Origin of the sequence: Bacillus cereus group sp. MS39 (assembly GCF_040448665.1) — a bacterium.
Lineage (GTDB): Bacteria > Bacillota > Bacilli > Bacillales > Bacillaceae_G > Bacillus_A > Bacillus_A wiedmannii.
Map to the genome: position 1 here is coordinate 4,280,427 of NZ_CP123058.1, position 16,770 is coordinate 4,297,196.

Consider the following 16,770-nt stretch of genomic DNA (forward strand, 5'->3'; position numbering starts at 1 on the left):
TCCTTTTATTTCGTAAACTGTGCTTCTTCTGTAGATCCTTTTAGCGCTGTCGTTGATGAAGTACCACCTGTAATAACTTGAGCTACTTCATCAAAGTAACCTGTTCCTACTTCGCGTTGGTGACGAGTTGCAGAGTATCCGTGTTTTTCTGCTGCGAATTCTGCTTGTTGTAGTTCAGAGTACGCTGCCATGCCGCGCTCTTTATAGCCACGTGCTAATTCAAACATGCCGTAGTTTAACGAGTGGAATCCAGCTAGTGTTACGAACTGGAACTTATAACCGTAAGATGCGATTTCTTTTTGGAAGCTTGCAATTGTTTTTTCATCTAATTTTTGTTTCCAGTTAAATGAAGGTGAACAGTTATATGCAAGCAATTTCCCTGGATGCTCTTTATGAATTGCGTCCGCAAATCGTTTTGCATCTTCTAAATTTGGTTCAGATGTTTCGCACCAAACGAGATCTGCATAAGGAGCGTATGCTAAACCACGTGCAATTGCTTGATCAAGACCTGCTTTCGTACGGTAAAATCCTTCTGGAGTTCTTTCACCTGTAATAAATGCTTTATCAACTGGATCAATATCGCTCGTAATTAAATCTGCTGCATCCGCGTCTGTTCTTGCAACAATAATTGTCGGCACTCCCATTACGTCTGCTGCAAGGCGTGCCGAGATTAAATTACGCACCGCTGTTTGCGTTGGTAATAATACTTTTCCGCCTAAATGGCCGCATTTTTTCTCTGAAGATAATTGATCTTCAAAGTGCACACCTGATGCACCCGCTTCAATCATACCTTTCATCAGTTCAAATACGTTTAATTGTCCGCCAAATCCTGCTTCTGCATCTGCTACAATCGGTACGAAATAATCTGTATCATCGCTTCCTTCCATATGCTGAATTTGATCCGCACGTTGAAGCGTTTGATTGATTCGTTTTACTACAGCAGGTACGCTGTTCGCTGGATATAGACTTTGGTCTGGATACATATGTCCAGAAAGGTTCGCATCTGCAGCGACTTGCCATCCACTTAAATAAATTGCTTTTAGCCCAGCTTTCACTTGTTGCATCGCTTGGTTTCCTGTTAATGCGCCAAGTGCGTTAATATAATCTTCCGTATGAAGCGATGACCAAAGCTTTTCAGCACCGCGGCGCGCTAATGTATGTTCAATATCAATTGACCCGCGCAAGCGAATTACATCTTCTGCCGAATATGGGCGTGTAATCCCTTTCCAGCGCGTATCTAGTTCCCAACTCTCTTGTAATTTCTCGATTCTTTCGTTTTTCAATTGTTCCATCCCCTTTTCATTTTTTATAAAATTTCATAACCCGGTAGTGTTAAAAATGGTACGAATTCATCATTTCGAACGAGATTTGTAAACAACGTTGTCGCCTCTTGGAATCTCCCTTTCTTAAAGGCTTCTTTACCAATCTCTCTTTCTATTTTTGCTAATTCTTCTTCTTTTAGCTCTTCCATCAATTCAAGCGTAATATTACGGCCGTCATTTAGCTTTCCACCTTCATGACGAATCCATTGCCATACTTGTGCCCTAGAAATTTCCGCTGTTGCCGCATCTTCCATTAAGTTATAAATTGGTGCTGCTCCCCGTCCGCTTAACCAAGATGCAATATATTGAATACCTACGCTAATATTTAGGCGAATCCCCTCTTCTGTAATCGTTCCCATCGGTACTTCTAATAAATCCTTTTCTGTAACATGTATTTCTTCACGTTTTCTAAAAATTTGATTCGGTGTTTTCATAATGTGATTAAATACTTCCATCGCGACTGGTACAAGTCCCGGGTGGGCAACCCAAGTCCCGTCATGACCGTCTAAAGCTTCGCGCTCTTTATCTGCACGCACTTTTTCGAAAGCTGCTTCATTCGCTTCTGGATTGTTTTTAATTGGAATTTGTGCTGCCATTCCTCCAATAGCTGGTGCATTACGGCGGTGACACGTTTGAATGACTTTCAAAGAATACGCGCGCATAAACGGCGCCGTCATCGTGACTTGCGCTCTATCTGGAAGTAAACATTTATTATGATTACGGAAACTCTTTAGAAAGCTGAAAATATAATCCCATCTTCCGCAATTTAATCCAGCAGAATGATCTTTAAGCTCATACAAAATTTCATCCATTTCAAACGAAGCGTGAATCGTTTCCAGTAACACCGTCGCTTTAATCGTTCCGTTTGGAATACCGATATATTTTTGAGCAAATACGAAAACATCATTCCATAACCTTGCTTCTAAATGGCTTTCCATTTTCGGTAAATAAAAGTATGGACCGCTTCCTTTTGCTAAGAGAGCTTTCGCATTATGGAAAAAATAAAGTCCGAAATCTACTAAGCTACCAGACATATTCTTCCCATCAACTTGCATATGTTTTTCTTCTAAATGCCATCCTCTTGGACGCACAATTAATACTGCTGTTTTACTATTTAAACGATATTCTTTTCCATTTTCATTTTTATGTGAAATCGTTCCCTGCACTGCATCTCGTAAGTTTATTTGACCTTCAATCGCATTTTCCCAAGTTGGTGAATTCGAATCTTCGAAATCTGCCATAAAAAGATGCGCTCCTGAATTTAAAGCGTTAATAACCATCTTTCTATCCACTGGTCCAGTAATCTCTACGCGGCGATCCTCTAAATCTTTTGGCAATTGAGCAATTGTCCAATCCGCTTCACGTATGCGCTTTGTTTCTTCTAAAAACTTCGGAAACTCTCCTGCATCAATTCTCTTTTGTTTCTCCGCGCGCTTTTGTAAAAGTTCTATGCGGCGCTTATTAAAATTTTCATGTAGTTCCTTTAAAAAACTAAGCGCCTCAGGTGTCAATATTTCGTTGTACGCTGGTAACATGTCTCCGGGCAATGTAACCCGTGAAGTTTGCGTCGACATATTAGCATCCCCTTCTTAAACTGTTTTATAACAGATTTGATTTTATGTTTTATATTATATAACAAATCTTCAGAAAAGGAAGTTTTTTTTGAAAATTCATTTCGTTTTTTTTCAAAATACCTTTCTTTCGCACTTTATCCCATACAAAAAAGGCCACTGTTATACAACAATGACCTTTTTGTATTATTTTTCAAATATCACTTTACTAGTTAAACCTTATTGCTGTCTTTGTTCCATATCATGCAAAATTGCTTTGTATAAAAACTGTGCGTATTGCTCTCTTTTTACTTTCATGGATAGGCCGAATTTATTATCTCCGATTCCCGCTGTAATACCATTTGTTTGTATTGCACTAATTGCATTCTTTGCCCATGAATTTGCTGAAACATCATTAAGCGTATGAGATCCCTTCGCCTGTAAATCAAAAGCATTCGTAAGCACTTGCGCCATTTTCACACGAGTTAACGTTGCTTTCGGTCTAAAGTTTCCATGCTTGTCTCCCATAAAAATTTCTAGTTCCGTTAAAGCTAATATCTCTTCAATAAAGTTTGTTGAGTTTTCATCGATATCCCCATATGGGTTTTCATATTCCTCTTGTTCTTCTATATCAAATACACGATAAATTAAAGCTGCAACTTGTTCACGTGTTACGTCATCACCAAAACCGAAAATTCCATCCCCATATCCAAAAATAATTTCGTTTGCCGATAAATTATGAATTGCCTCTTCTGACCAATGTCCTTTTGGTACATCTTTAAATACAATTGGATTTGTATTTTGTAATGGTGCACTTTCCGCTTTTACAGGGGCCACATTCGTCCCTGCAAATATACCGCCTACCATTGTCGCAATCATCATTACACCCAATATTTTTTCTTCATTGTCCTCTCTGCTTTATACCTCCTTCTTTCTTATTTCAAAAAGGAAGCTGTCACATCTAAGGTACTATATATTAAAAATTCTACAATCTCTTTGTGAACTCCTTTACATTTTTAAATTTCACTTTATTGACACAAAAAGACGCAAATAGTATATATATGTGTCTTTTCAATATCATTTTGTTCAAATTATAAAGTAGCACTTTCCTTCATCGATAATTCCTTCTCTGTTCCCTTGCGAAAAGTAAATGCCATTCCTACAAATATAAGAACAATCCCTACTACTTGCATACTAGTCGGTCTAAACCCGGTAAAGACTGTATCTAATAATATTGCAACCGCAGGATCTAAAAACACTAATACAGAAATTAATCTCGTCGATAAACCTCTTAAACTGTCAAAAAATAAGTAATATACAAATCCCGTATGTATAAGTCCTGTTGCTGTAATCATCATCCAGTTCATCTCTGTTAACCCTTGAAACTTGCCAAAATCTACGAATGGTAGCAATAAAAATATACCTAAAAACGTTTGTAAAAATGTCATCGCATATGCGCTCGTATGCTGAATTCCTTTTCCTAATAAAGTGGTAAAAGCATAAAATAACGCTGCAAGAAGTGCCCATACCATTCCAGATGACATTAATTTCTCTAACGACATACTACCGTCTACTCCAGCTACTAAAACGGTACCGATAAAACAAATGACAATGGACATAACCGCAAATACTGTAAGTCTCTCTTTAAATACAATACTACCAATCATTAATACGATAATGGGTGCAAGATGGTACACTGAAATCGCAATTGTAATCGACATAACTTCAAACGCTTTAAATAAAAATACCCAGTTAAAAACGAGAAATACGCCGCATGCTAATATTTGCATTACTTCTTTTTTATTCCATTTCTCACTTTTATACTGTCCTGTTACGAGCCAACACAATGCTAAAAATATAGTCGCACAAATGCAACGAACGAATACTAATTCAAAAGACGGTAAGCCTGTTTGAGTAGAAAAAAATCCAATTGATCCGAAAATAGACATCGAAAGGATCATTTTTATAGCCGGCATTGATTTTTTATTGAACACCCTTTCTCTCCTCCTATAAACTATCTTTTACAAATGAAAAATCTCCAAAACATTACGTATTATTATATATTACAATCGGAAAATTGTAAAAAATTAGAATATATTAAGTGATAGGTGCACAAAATTCCCATAAAAAAATCATCCTTTGTTATATAGGATGATTTTTTTATTTATTGAGTGGAATTTTTCTATATTAAAACTTAAATATACTACTACTTTTGAAGAGTAAATTGGGCAACTATTTGTTTTAATCCTCCTGCTGCATTATGCATCTGTTCAATTGAAACCGAGATCTCTTGAACAGATTTTTCTTGCTGTTGAATAGACTCTTTTACCCTATCAGTGCGGTCAGATGATCTTTGGGATATTTGAGCCATGTCTTCTGCAGAAGCCGAAATCTCTTCACTACTCGCTGCAATTTCATCTGTAGACATAGATACCGTTTGAATTTGCTCAGATACTTGCTGTACTTTTTCTGTAATTTTTCCAAATACTTTTTCTGTATGCATTACTACTTGTGTACCTGCCTGTACCTCCTTATCTACTTTCCCCATCATATGTACCGTATGGTTCGTTGTTCCCATAACTTGAGTAATAAGCTTCTCAATTTGTTTTGCAGAATCACTAGATTGTTCTGCTAATTTTCTTACTTCATCTGCCACAATTGCAAATCCTCTACCACTTTCCCCAGCACGGGCAGCCTCAATTGCGGCGTTTAATGCTAATAAGTTAATTTGAGAGGTAATACCTTGCATAACATCAATGATTTTAACAATTTCTTCTGATTGTTCTTTCATAGTCTCTACTTGTTTCACACCGTTATGTACTGAATTTTGGATTGTATCCATCTGTTGAATCATTTGTTTCATTAATTTGTTACCACTCTCTGCATCTAATGCTGATTGAGCAGACAATTCATTTACAGAGGATGATGTATTCACTATACTCTGCATTCCTTGTGTCAACTCTTCCATCGCACCCGCAGTTTGCTCCATTGCCTGCATTTGGCCCTCTGCGCCATTTGCAACTTCTTCAATATCTATAGTGATTTTCTTCGCTGCACCACTAGATACTTCCGATGCAGATACTACTCCGTCTGCATGTTGGAATAAAAGCTGAATATTATTCTCTACTTCTTGCATATTTGTTCTTAGCCCTGCAATCATTTCGTTAAAATCACTTACTAATACACCTAATTCATCCTTAGCATTATACTCACCATGTACAGTTAAATCTCCTTCTTTTGCTCTTTCCATCATACGACTAACCGTTTGTAAAGGAGCAACTATAAGCTTGCTAATAATATAACTTACTATACATATAATGACTGTAGTAACTACTACAAGAATGATAAAAGTAATAACGGACCGATCTATCATTTTTTGAGAATCTTTAAATACTTGGTCAGCTAAATTTGAAACATACGCTTCTAGATCTACAGCATAACTAGCTAACTCTACTCCCTTCGGTTTTAATTCCTTATGAAATTCGTTTACCATTTGAGATTCATTTGTTACCTTCGCTTTATCAAACAACTTCTTATATGTCTCCATATAACTTGGCAAAGATTCCTTCATCTTCTGAAACAGCTCATCCTCTTGCTTACTTAAATTGAAGCCATCATCATATTCTTTTAATAAAGAATCATATTTTTCAAGATCCTTTTCAATATTCCCAATAATCCCCTCTTTATTTGTCTCCTCATTTGGTGACGCTGTAATTAATTCTAGTAAGTTATACTCTAGTGAATTTTGTGTACGAAGCATTCCTTCTAATAAAACTACAGAATGTTGATAATCATCTACTACAACCTCTGTATCATGCTTAATCTTGTTAATAGAATTAATTGCTACACAGCTCATAATTACCATACCTAAAACTGCTAATGAAATAAGCGATAATAATTTATATTTCACTTTTAAATTTTGTAAAAAATACATTTTTCCACCTTTATTCCTTTATATATAGATTTTTAGAATTTTATAGCTTATTATTTACAAAATCACAATAAAAAGCAATGATAAATATTCCCAATATCAGACTTATATCTCTATAAAGAAAGAAGTAGCATAATAGCTACTTCTTTTTGCTTTGTTTCTCATATTGTTCAAACGTATGAATTCTTTCGAAAATTGGTGGATGTGTGTATAAGAAAAACTTCACTAACGCAGGCGGATTTACTTGGCTTAAACTCGTTTTTGATAAATATTGAAACGTTTTTACACCAGATGCCCCATCTTTCGTCATATTTAAAGCATATTGATCTGCCGCTCGTTCTTCTATACGAGAAACATAGTTTGTTGCTGGCTGTGATGCAAAAGAGAGTACTGAAGAAATTAAGAAAAATAAAGGTAAAATTGAGAAACATGCTACTTTTGAAATTTGCAGCGTATCTCCCCATTTTCGAATACACATATTTATAATACGACTAATGAAATACATCCCTATAAACGATAGCAACACATAACTCGCTACGCCCCAATATATATGTTTCATAACATAATGCCCCATTTCATGGGCCATTATAAATAAAATCTCTTTATCTTTTAATTGCTTAAGCGTTGTATCCCACATTACAATACGAGCGTTAGGGCCAATTCCTGTTACATATGCATTTAATGCATTCGTTTTTTCCGACATATTTACTTCATATACATGTTTAGCTGGAATATCAGCTTTTTCTGCTATCGCTAAAATCTTCGTTTCTAATTCTTTATTTTTCAGCGTCGAGAAGTCATTATAAAGTGGATCAATAACGACCGGCTGTATAAATGTTAAAAAGATTGTAAATGGAACAGAGAGTGCCCACCCTGCTAGCCACCATCGCTTCGGGAATTTACGGATAAGCCATAACAGAACGGTAACTACGATTAGCATCGTCGCATAACTCTCCCAAAAACCGATAATGTGATCTTTTATCCAGCTTTGTGTACTTTGCGTTGAAATGCCGTAATCAACTGACACTTTTCGGCTAATCCATTGCATCGGCAGGGCTAGAACTGTTGTGAGTAGTGATAAATAAAAGAAATAAATCGCGACTTGCAGGACACTTATTTTCGTCGTTTCCTTCGACCATTTCTCAAACTTTCTTGAAACACCGAGCACAAGTACAAATAATAAAATAATCCATTCAAGAGGCGTCGCTAAAAAGTACAGTAAATTTTTCACGCGCGAATAATCTTGGCTTAGCGTAAGCTCTCTTGCATTCATAAACGTTTCTGGATCTGCCTTTGTTCCTTTATACATGTCCGGAATCAGTTCATGATTCCATCCAAATAAATACCAATATATAAGCAACGCAAACCCAACGTACAAAAAAAGCGACCACCCAATAACCTTCCTCACGCTATTCCCTCCTCTATGCTGCCTGTCTATTATTATTGTAAGTTCGTACATGCTAAATTAGAACAAGCTTATTACGCGAATTGCTCGAGATCCTTTTATTTACATAAAAAAACTCTTCTACGAAAAGAAGAGTTTTACCTACCTTTAGACACTTTCTTCGGTTCATACTCTGGGATAAGAAACGTACTTACAACCCAACATATTAAACCAGCGCCTTTTATATAGCGTATATATTCATAGTCTTGAAAAAATAAAGTCGTTACAATAAGCGTAAAAAATCCAATTAAAACTAGTACGTATCCTATTTGCTTCTTACATAACATAACGTGCCCCCCTTAAGGAAGTACATCCACTAATAAACTAAAATCTTGTAAAGAAAAAGTACTATATTTCATAATACCTTGTACAGCTAAAAGTAAAATAAGACCGGTCACACACATATAATTAATGCTTTCTTCACTCTTTTTTTCAGCAACTATTCCGCCGCTTATACATAATATTCCTAACAAATGGAGCGCTAAATACATAAAGAAATAAGCTTCCTCCCAGCGAAGAATAACATTAACTGTCGTTATCAGCACAATACTAAGCAAAATCAAATAAAAAAACTTATTTGATGATATTGTTTCATTCATATAATTTTATACATCCCTTTCAAATTTAGAATTAATGATGTTTCAAAGCTATAAAGTAAATGATTGTTTTCATACTATAAAACAAAAGGAAAGCCACTATTACTTTCTCGAATACTTTATGAACCCACATATACTTCTCTTCATTTTTTCTGAAGATGCGCTTCATCATTTCTTCTACAATTAGACCAAATATTAGTAAAACCCCTAACACAATAAGAAGAGAAATAATATTTTCTTTTACATGAGTACTAGAAAATAAGTAATACTCTGGAAACACAATCGTATCTACTACAGGTTGCACCCAATGACAAACGCTTTTATCACACATATCTGTAATAGACGTAGAATCTATAATGTCTTTCAATATTTTTTCAATCGTCTTCTTCATCTCATTTACTCCCCACTACGTCTGAAAAGCTTTTTTCCTGCTCTACATATATAGCTGGCATTTCTTTACTCCAATATTTGCGGTTAACAAATAAGAAGATGAGTACTAAGTTTAATCCTGTTATAAAAATAATAAGTCCTGGGAAAAAGGTCGTATAATTTGAGAAATCTGCAAAACTCATTATTTCTTCTTTATTTATTAAATAAGAAGCGCCGATTACAAATGCATTGTTTAACATGTGAATAGCAATTGGCATAAGTAAACTATTCGTACGAATATATACGATTGATAGTACAACGCTAAATACTACTGCGCCTAGGAAATCAACATGTAACAACGCAAACAACATCGCTACTACAATAATCGCTATACTCGTTCCCCATTTTGCTGCAAAGCGTTGCAGTAAAAATCCACGAAAAACAAATTCACCAATAATTGGCGCAATGAATACGACCATAATAAATTGATATACATATCCCCCTGTACTATCTATAATCGGTTCACGTAATGCGTTCATAATAAATTCCGGTGTAATCCACGCAAAGCTATACATGTACAAAATAAGATACCCGTAACTAAACACGCATAACATAATCGTAATGTATAAAACTTGCACCAGGTTAAATGTTTCATTTTTATTAACAAATAATGAAAATGAAACACGGTGTTTTCTATATTCATAAAAAATCCATATAATCGGAAGGATGTAGAATATAAGAATATTTATAAAAGTAGAATTTTGCATATGAAATGTATTTTCTATCAATTCATTACTGACTCTTGCAACTAAAGTTAATAGTGCAAATACAATTAAAAAATATCTAGCTCGCATCGTTTGAAACGGATTCACACTCATCTCCTCCCCTATGTTCTTTTATCATATCATTTGATTCTTAATTTTTTGCGAAAGAAAACCTTAAAATTTCCTTAAAAATTCCATAAATTATAGAAAGATGATATGATATTCGAGGAAATTAGGAGGGATTTTTTATGTACCAAGCAAATATTTTGCTCGTTGATGATGAAACAGCAATTTTACAATTACTAACTACCATTCTTGAAAAAGAAGGTTTTTCTCATATTACAACTGCAACATCCGCTGAAATAGCTTTATCTCTCACCGCGCAAAACGATTACGATTTAATTATTTTAGATGTCATGCTTCCTGGACAATCTGGTTTTGATATTTGTCCAATCATTCGCGAAAAAACAGATTGCCCTATCTTCTTCCTCACAGCCAAAACATCTGATTTAGATAAAATATCTGGATTTTCACACGGTGCAGATGATTATATTACGAAGCCATTTAATCCACTTGAAGTAGTCGCTCGTATGAAAGCACAACTCCGAAGACATATAAAACAAGCAGTACCACACGAACAAAAAGCAAACTTCAGTTCATTTGGTAGATTTGAAATTGATCGATATTCCGCAGAACTTACAGTAAATGGACATGTTGTCGAATGTTCCGCCCAGCTATTTCAGCTATTACTCTTCTTTTGCGAGAATCCGAACTACGTATTTTCGAAAGAAGAAATATACGAAAAAGTTTGGGGAGCACCTGCCTATAATGGCGATGATAATACCGTTATGGTTCACATTCGAAAACTACGTGAAAAAATTGAACAAGACCCTAGTAAACCAGAATATATAAAAACCGTTCGCGGACTTGGCTATAAGTTCATTACAAAGTAAGGTGACGATATGAATTTTAATAAACGACTTATTATCCAGTTTATCCTGCAACACGTATTTGTTTTAGTTACATTACTGCTTGCTGTAGTAGCTGCTTTCACTTATTTAATTTTCCTTGTTACTAGTACTTCATACGAACCGAATATTCCAGATGCTGATAATTTTATGATTGCAAGATATATCTCTTCAGAAGATGGCGATATTTCGTTAAAAGCTGAAGTAAAAGACCTAATTAAAGAAAAAAATGATTGGATTCAAGTTGTAGAGGAAAATGGAAAAGTTCTCTATCACTTTAATACGCCCAGTGACGTACCGACATCTTATACGAGAACATCTTTATTCTCGTATATACAGAATCATATAGAAAGCCCTTATACATTTACATATTGGGAAATTGAATTAGAAGAAAAGAACGTACTTGTTATATACGGTGGTATGTTAAAAAGCAATGTATTACTGAAAACAATACAGAAAGAGCACCCGTCTGTATCTACGGATTCGTTCATATTAACAGAAGAGGAAAAACAGTTACTTTCTAAAGAAAAAGCAGCACTTCAAATCTTTAATAGTGATGGCGAAGAAGTATTCTCCTATCCAGATGGAAAGAAAAAAACGTTTTCTGTCATACAAGCTGCTCTTAGCGAAAAGGAACCGTGGAATCATAAAGAAAACACGTCTAGCTTTTACGACACAAATAGCAATCATCTTCTTGTTGTAACTGCAAAAAATGAGTACTACTACCCAGATGATGAAATAGACGATGTATTTACTAAAAAGTTTCTAATCGGATGCGGATTAATCCTTCTTATCGTATTTGTTTATTTAGTCATTCTTTCTATTTGGTACGGTAATAAATTCGGAAAACCGTTACTCCATGCGATGCGCTGGCTTAAAAACATCGCTGGTGGAAAGTACGAAGAACCTGTTAGTAAAAAAGGGAAACCTGTCAGGTTCCGGCGATCTGGTAAAGAAAAATGGTCATTCCGCTTATTTAGTGATGTGACAAATTCACTAGAGCACCTTTCTATTACACTCAAAAAAAATGATGCGATGAGGCAAGTACTGCAGCAAACACGTGAAGAATGGATTACCGGTCTCACACATGATTTAAAAACACCACTTAGTTCTATATATGGCTACGCATTATTACTAGAATCACAGCAATACAACTGGACTGATCGCGACATTCAACAATTCGGCAGCGTTATGAAAGAGAAATCTCAATATATGACGACATTAATCGATGACTTAAGCTTAACGTATCAATTAAAAAATAACAGTCTTCCTGCGCAGCACGTAAACATTGAAATGAATCAATTCGTCCAAAAAGTCTTATTACAATTTATTAATAATCCGACACTTCAAAATCAAAATATTGAATTCGTACCAAGCTCAAACAAAATTCAATATTTCATTGAAGAAAAATGGTTCCAGCGTATTATCGAAAACTTACTAGTAAACGCGGTAAAACATAATAATGAAACGACTAATGTCATAGTAAAACTTTCGCAAAACGCTACTTCATTCACACTCTCTATTTCAGATAACGGAAAAGGGATGGATGATAAAACGAAAGAGCTTCTATTTGAACGATATTACAGAGGAACAAATACAGAAGAAAGCAACATCGGAACGGGACTTGGCCTCGCCATTACGAAACAGCTCGTTCATGCTCATAACGGAACGATTTCTATCGATAGCGAACTTGGAAAAGGAACAACGATTATACTTGTGTTTCCGTTTCGTTCGTAGAAAAGACGCTAAGTGGCGTCTTTTCTTTTTTCATTTCTAGGGAGCATCGGTAAATGAAATTATATCGGCGATTTTCTGAATATATCGGCGTAACTCAAAATATATGAGCGATTTTCAAGTTATATCGATTTACCGACAAAAATCGGCAAATATAGCAACCTATATGATAAGAGCAGCTGTTTCATATTTCGTAAAAACAACGATTCAACAATCGGGGTTTTTACGAATTAAAAAAGCGAACCACTCAGTGGCTCGCTTTTCTTTCTATTATTTCTTCTTCACTGGTATCCAAAGTTCAATTTGAGCGAACTCGCTTTTATCTGCATGGGAACGCTCATCGTATAGTTCAAATTCATTAACGCCGCAATGCTCGTATCCTGAATGCGGGAACCATTCTGAGAATACTGCATTCCACGTTTGGTGAATAGACGATATCATTTCTTCATGAGGAACTTTCGGTGTTGTAAATACGGCATATGTTGCTGCTGGGAAAGTACGCTTTGCAACTTCATTTGGTACATTTTCAAAGCCTGTAACTTCCATTCCGATAATATAAGTGAAATCGCCCGTTTCTAAATTAAAATCAGTACATAATCCAAGCTCTACCCATTGGCTCGTATCTTTACGATTCGGAATCGTCGTTCCAAGGTCTTTTTGTAAATATTCTTGCCAAAATGCTGGGATGTCTTGATGGTTTTTCCCTTCTTTACTTGTCGTCTTCAGTTCATAACCCGCCATTAAAAATTCTGGTTTATTTACAATACGATATTCCATTTGTATGCCTCCTAAATACGGATTTAATTTTCTTTGCTTTACATTCACGCTGTAATACATCGGTGTTTCAATTTCTTGTTTTCGATATTCACTCGGTGTCATTTGAAATATTTTTTTAAAGGCTCTCGTGAACGTTTCGTGAGATTGAAAGCCATGCTCAAATGCGATATCAATAACTTTTTCATCCGTATGAGAAAGTTGATAAGCTGCCCGGGCTAACCTCCTCTTTCGAACATACTCCATTACTGTATCACCTACTAATGCTTGGAATACACGATGAAAATGCGACTCGGAAAAACCTGCAATGCGAGCTAAATTACGCAGCGTCTGTTTTTCCATTACATCTTCCTCAATATAATCAATTGACCTTTGAATTTGTGTTTCATAGCTTTCCATCTCTGTTCACCCGCCTTATATGTATTATGATAAAAGAGAATCCTATCCAATTCTTGACGTTTTTTACTATAATTCCAAAAACAAATGTAACTTTTTTATATGTATTTCGTTGTTATGTATGAAGGGAGGGAAATGTAGTGAAACGCAAACAATCATTAGAAGACATTTACTCCGAGCATATGCAAGATTTATCCCACTTTAATGGGCAGTAAGACCCCCACCTCAAAATGCAGCGAAAGCAAAGAATTTAGGTGGGGGATCAACTGCCCATAAAAGTCCGATTGGTTCAACTAATAATCAGTGGGGGATGAAGAAAACCCCCACTGATTAAAGTTTCACTTTATTTCGCTATCTTCTCTCCCTAACCGGAGATTCTCACTGTGCTGAAGATCTCATGCAGGAAACCTTTTACCGAATGCTCGTCCATATTGACTATTATAAAGGAGAAGAAATTAGGCCGTGGTTATTTACAATTGCCTACAACGCCTTTATCGATTGGTATCGAAAAGAAAAAAAATATAAAACAACTACAGTGGAAGAATTCCATTTACCAAACGTGCCAAGTACAGAGCATGCTTATTTCGTAAAACATGAGATTGCTAGTTGGTTAAACAGCTTATCTTCTCTTCCCCTTGAAAGACGAAATGTCCTGCTACTACGAGATTACTACGGATTCTCGTATAAGGAAATAGCAGAAATGACTGGTCTCTCACTAGCGAAAGTGAAAATTGAATTACACAGGGGACGAAAAGAAACGAAAAGCATAAAGGAGTGATCAGGATGGGTTGTACAGAGTTTAAAAAACTGTGGGAGAAATACGAAAATGGAACGCTCACGCATGATGAACAAGAGCAGTTAGAAAGTCATATTGAGACATGTGAAGAGTGTGAAGTGTACTTAGATGAGTTGCTTTCGAAGAGTGAACCGATAAAGAAAAGACTACCGCCACAAAATCTGAAAGTCCCATTTTGGAAAATAAAATGGAAACAGCGTTGGCAAACCGTTAGTTTTGTCCTTGCCGTTTGTATAGCAATCTATTTTGTTGGCCATTTTTCATCTTCTTTTTACTTCTATAATATGAAAAAATTAGCTGAAGTAGATGAGATTCCAGCACTCGCACTAGAAGCGACAATGCCAAATAGTCGTTCCGCTGGAGGCAGTACAAAGATTAAACCGTTTTTCCGTACAGAAAATGAAATGGATTTATATAAAACGGTCGGCAAAAAAGAATTTCCAATTGGGACAGTAACAACGCGTAGTTTCTTATCATCTGTAGCTATCACAAATCAACCTTGGGCAAACAGAGCCTATTCAAAAAAACTTTCCTTTGTTCATCCAAAAATCAAGGAAGAAGCTTCTTTGAAAGAATCATCTAAAAAAGTTTGGGATACACTTGGAAAGATACACGAGGGAACAGTTGCAGAAGTAGCGCTATCTTTTGACAAACCTTATACGTTACAAGAAGTTGAATCAATTCTCTATAGCGCATTTGAAGCACAAGAAATGCCGCCAACTCCTTTATGGTACGCTTTAGACACAGGACAAGAAAGAATAAATGAAGACGATTTTATCTTGCACAGCGGAGAGATTATCGGATTTCGAGAACATATAGACCTTCCTGATAGTGAAGCAGAGCAACCGAAAACAAAAGAAAGTGAAGTAATCGAAATGATGCGCATTCTTTCTGAACATAAAAAAATTGTGAGTGAAGCTACTCGGACTCGTGAAAAAGATCTGAACTTAGATAAGCGCTATCAGTACGTAAAAGATAACGGCGTTAAAGTATACGGCATGGTCATTACTGGCCCGTCTAAAGAGTTATTAAAATTGCAAAACTCACCACACGTTCGTTATGCGATTCTTGGAGATATTGAGGTTTGGAATTGGTTTGATCAGTGATGTGAAAAAGAAGAGCATCTTGAAGTGATGCTCTTCTTTTTAATCCGAAATCACTTTCACATACATCCCTCTCACCGCTTTTTCATAAGCGACCTCACTCATCCGTCTTATTTCTTCCGACACAACAGACGATCGAACAACTTCACCTTCCCGAAGTAATGGAGGATCAATGAGACGGACTTTATTTTTCTGATACAAATCATAGTCGTTTCTATCTTCTTTTACTTTTACATTCGGATGAACTTTGCTTAATAAACTATGTACTTCTGGATCGCTACATTGCTGCAATTTCGAAATTAGCTCATCATCTTCAAGAAGAAAATCATCTGCATGAATAACCTCTTTATGAAAAGCTAGCTTTAACGTCTTAGCTAACATATCATTTCCGTAAATATTCATTGGTTTCATAAAGAAATCGATTACTTCTTTGTAATACGTTTCTGTAAACCATTCAGCTATTTCGATATTTTGAAGGACCATTTTCCCATCTACAGCGATGACATCCTCTAAAAAACTGTGAACTTCTTCTAAAGAAATATACCCATATGTATACATATCTCGTAACGTATAATCCACTCTGTCTGCACATAATTCTGGCGCGGACCTTTCGAGTAACGTCCACTTCGAATCATCTAACAAAATATCTTCATAGTTATAACCATGCTTCGCAAGGATCGCTGGAATTTCTGAGTTTTTCACAACAGAACTAAATATCTCTTCATGATAACTTTCATTTCTATTCTCAAAAACGTAATCAATCACATGAGAAAAAGCAGTATGCGATACGTCGTGCAGTAAACCAGCAATTTGTTCCTCCACTGAACCACCGAGTTTCTTAATTAACAACATAACGCCAACAGAATGATCAAAGCGCGTTACATTCCATTTCTCATTTATTAAGTAGCTTGCGCCATTTTGATGAATACCTTTCAGCCTTTGCACAGACTTACTTACAATTAATTCTTCTACTACTGGATCCACTTCAAATTCTCCGTATAGTACATCTGATATAATCACTTA

The 16,770-nt window shown here is 35.8% G+C and carries 15 protein-coding genes and 1 pseudogene; 4 read left to right on the forward strand and 12 right to left on the reverse strand.

Translation table 11 applies throughout. From position 1 onward, the window contains the following. Positions 1-5 precede the first annotated feature (5 nt). The 10 genes from aceA to QEP67_RS22240 form a co-directional block, all read right to left on the reverse strand. Positions 6-1,283: an isocitrate lyase gene (gene aceA / locus QEP67_RS22195; protein WP_000787360.1), complete on the reverse strand. Its 1,278-nt coding sequence runs from the start codon at positions 1,281-1,283 to the stop codon at positions 6-8. Positions 1,284-1,306: 23 nt separating this feature from the next. After that, entirely contained in the window at positions 1,307-2,896 is a 1,590-nt protein-coding gene (aceB, locus tag QEP67_RS22200) for a malate synthase A (RefSeq protein WP_000107297.1), read from the reverse strand. Between the two features lie 216 nt (positions 2,897-3,112). Next, positions 3,113-3,754, reverse strand: coding sequence for an S-layer homology domain-containing protein (locus QEP67_RS22205; RefSeq protein ID WP_353706635.1), 642 nt, complete (start codon positions 3,752-3,754; stop codon positions 3,113-3,115). A 209-nt stretch (positions 3,755-3,963) separates the two neighbouring features. Then, a complete protein-coding gene (locus QEP67_RS22210; RefSeq protein ID WP_081253853.1) occupies positions 3,964-4,866 on the reverse strand; it encodes a DMT family transporter in 903 nt (300 codons plus the stop codon). Between the two features lie 212 nt (positions 4,867-5,078). After that, complete coding sequence (locus QEP67_RS22215; RefSeq protein WP_048567021.1) at positions 5,079-6,806, reverse strand: methyl-accepting chemotaxis protein; 1,728 nt, start codon at positions 6,804-6,806, stop codon at positions 5,079-5,081. A 136-nt stretch (positions 6,807-6,942) separates the two neighbouring features. Next, on the reverse strand, positions 6,943-8,211 hold the full coding sequence (locus QEP67_RS22220) for a M48 family metallopeptidase (protein WP_048567020.1): 1,269 nt from the start codon (positions 8,209-8,211) through the stop codon (positions 6,943-6,945). Between the two features lie 134 nt (positions 8,212-8,345). Continuing rightward, entirely contained in the window at positions 8,346-8,534 is a 189-nt protein-coding gene (locus QEP67_RS22225) for a hypothetical protein (RefSeq protein WP_000882301.1), read from the reverse strand. A gap of 12 nt (positions 8,535-8,546) precedes the next feature. Continuing rightward, positions 8,547-8,846, reverse strand: coding sequence for a hypothetical protein (locus QEP67_RS22230; RefSeq protein ID WP_001006045.1), 300 nt, complete (start codon positions 8,844-8,846; stop codon positions 8,547-8,549). A 31-nt stretch (positions 8,847-8,877) separates the two neighbouring features. Next, entirely contained in the window at positions 8,878-9,234 is a 357-nt protein-coding gene (locus tag QEP67_RS22235) for a hypothetical protein (protein WP_000750876.1), read from the reverse strand. Position 9,235: 1 nt separating this feature from the next. Beyond that, a complete protein-coding gene (locus QEP67_RS22240) occupies positions 9,236-10,084 on the reverse strand; it encodes a type II CAAX endopeptidase family protein (protein WP_001067969.1) in 849 nt (282 codons plus the stop codon). A gap of 140 nt (positions 10,085-10,224) precedes the next feature. Between QEP67_RS22240 and QEP67_RS22245 the strand changes: the two genes are divergently transcribed. After that, entirely contained in the window at positions 10,225-10,929 is a 705-nt protein-coding gene (locus tag QEP67_RS22245; protein ID WP_000283856.1) for a response regulator transcription factor, read from the forward strand. Positions 10,930-10,938: 9 nt separating this feature from the next. Next, entirely contained in the window at positions 10,939-12,681 is a 1,743-nt protein-coding gene (locus QEP67_RS22250) for a HAMP domain-containing sensor histidine kinase (RefSeq protein WP_001010431.1), read from the forward strand. A gap of 267 nt (positions 12,682-12,948) precedes the next feature. Here the strand turns inward: QEP67_RS22250 and QEP67_RS22255 are convergent, their stop codons facing one another. After that, on the reverse strand, positions 12,949-13,851 hold the full coding sequence (locus tag QEP67_RS22255) for an AraC family transcriptional regulator (protein WP_000446839.1): 903 nt from the start codon (positions 13,849-13,851) through the stop codon (positions 12,949-12,951). 340 nt (positions 13,852-14,191) lie between these two features. On the opposite strand from QEP67_RS22255, the pseudogene QEP67_RS22260 reads away from it, so the two are divergent. Both QEP67_RS22260 and QEP67_RS22265 read left to right on the forward strand, forming a co-directional pair. Continuing rightward, positions 14,192-14,626, forward strand: a pseudogene (locus QEP67_RS22260) (RNA polymerase sigma factor); the annotation flags it as partial. 5 nt (positions 14,627-14,631) lie between these two features. Continuing rightward, on the forward strand, positions 14,632-15,750 hold the full coding sequence (locus tag QEP67_RS22265) for an anti-sigma factor (protein ID WP_048567019.1): 1,119 nt from the start codon (positions 14,632-14,634) through the stop codon (positions 15,748-15,750). A gap of 39 nt (positions 15,751-15,789) precedes the next feature. Here QEP67_RS22265 and QEP67_RS22270 read toward each other — a convergent pair whose 3' ends face one another. Next, a complete protein-coding gene (locus QEP67_RS22270) occupies positions 15,790-16,767 on the reverse strand; it encodes an HD domain-containing protein (RefSeq protein ID WP_000587040.1) in 978 nt (325 codons plus the stop codon). Positions 16,768-16,770: the final 3 nt, after the last annotated feature.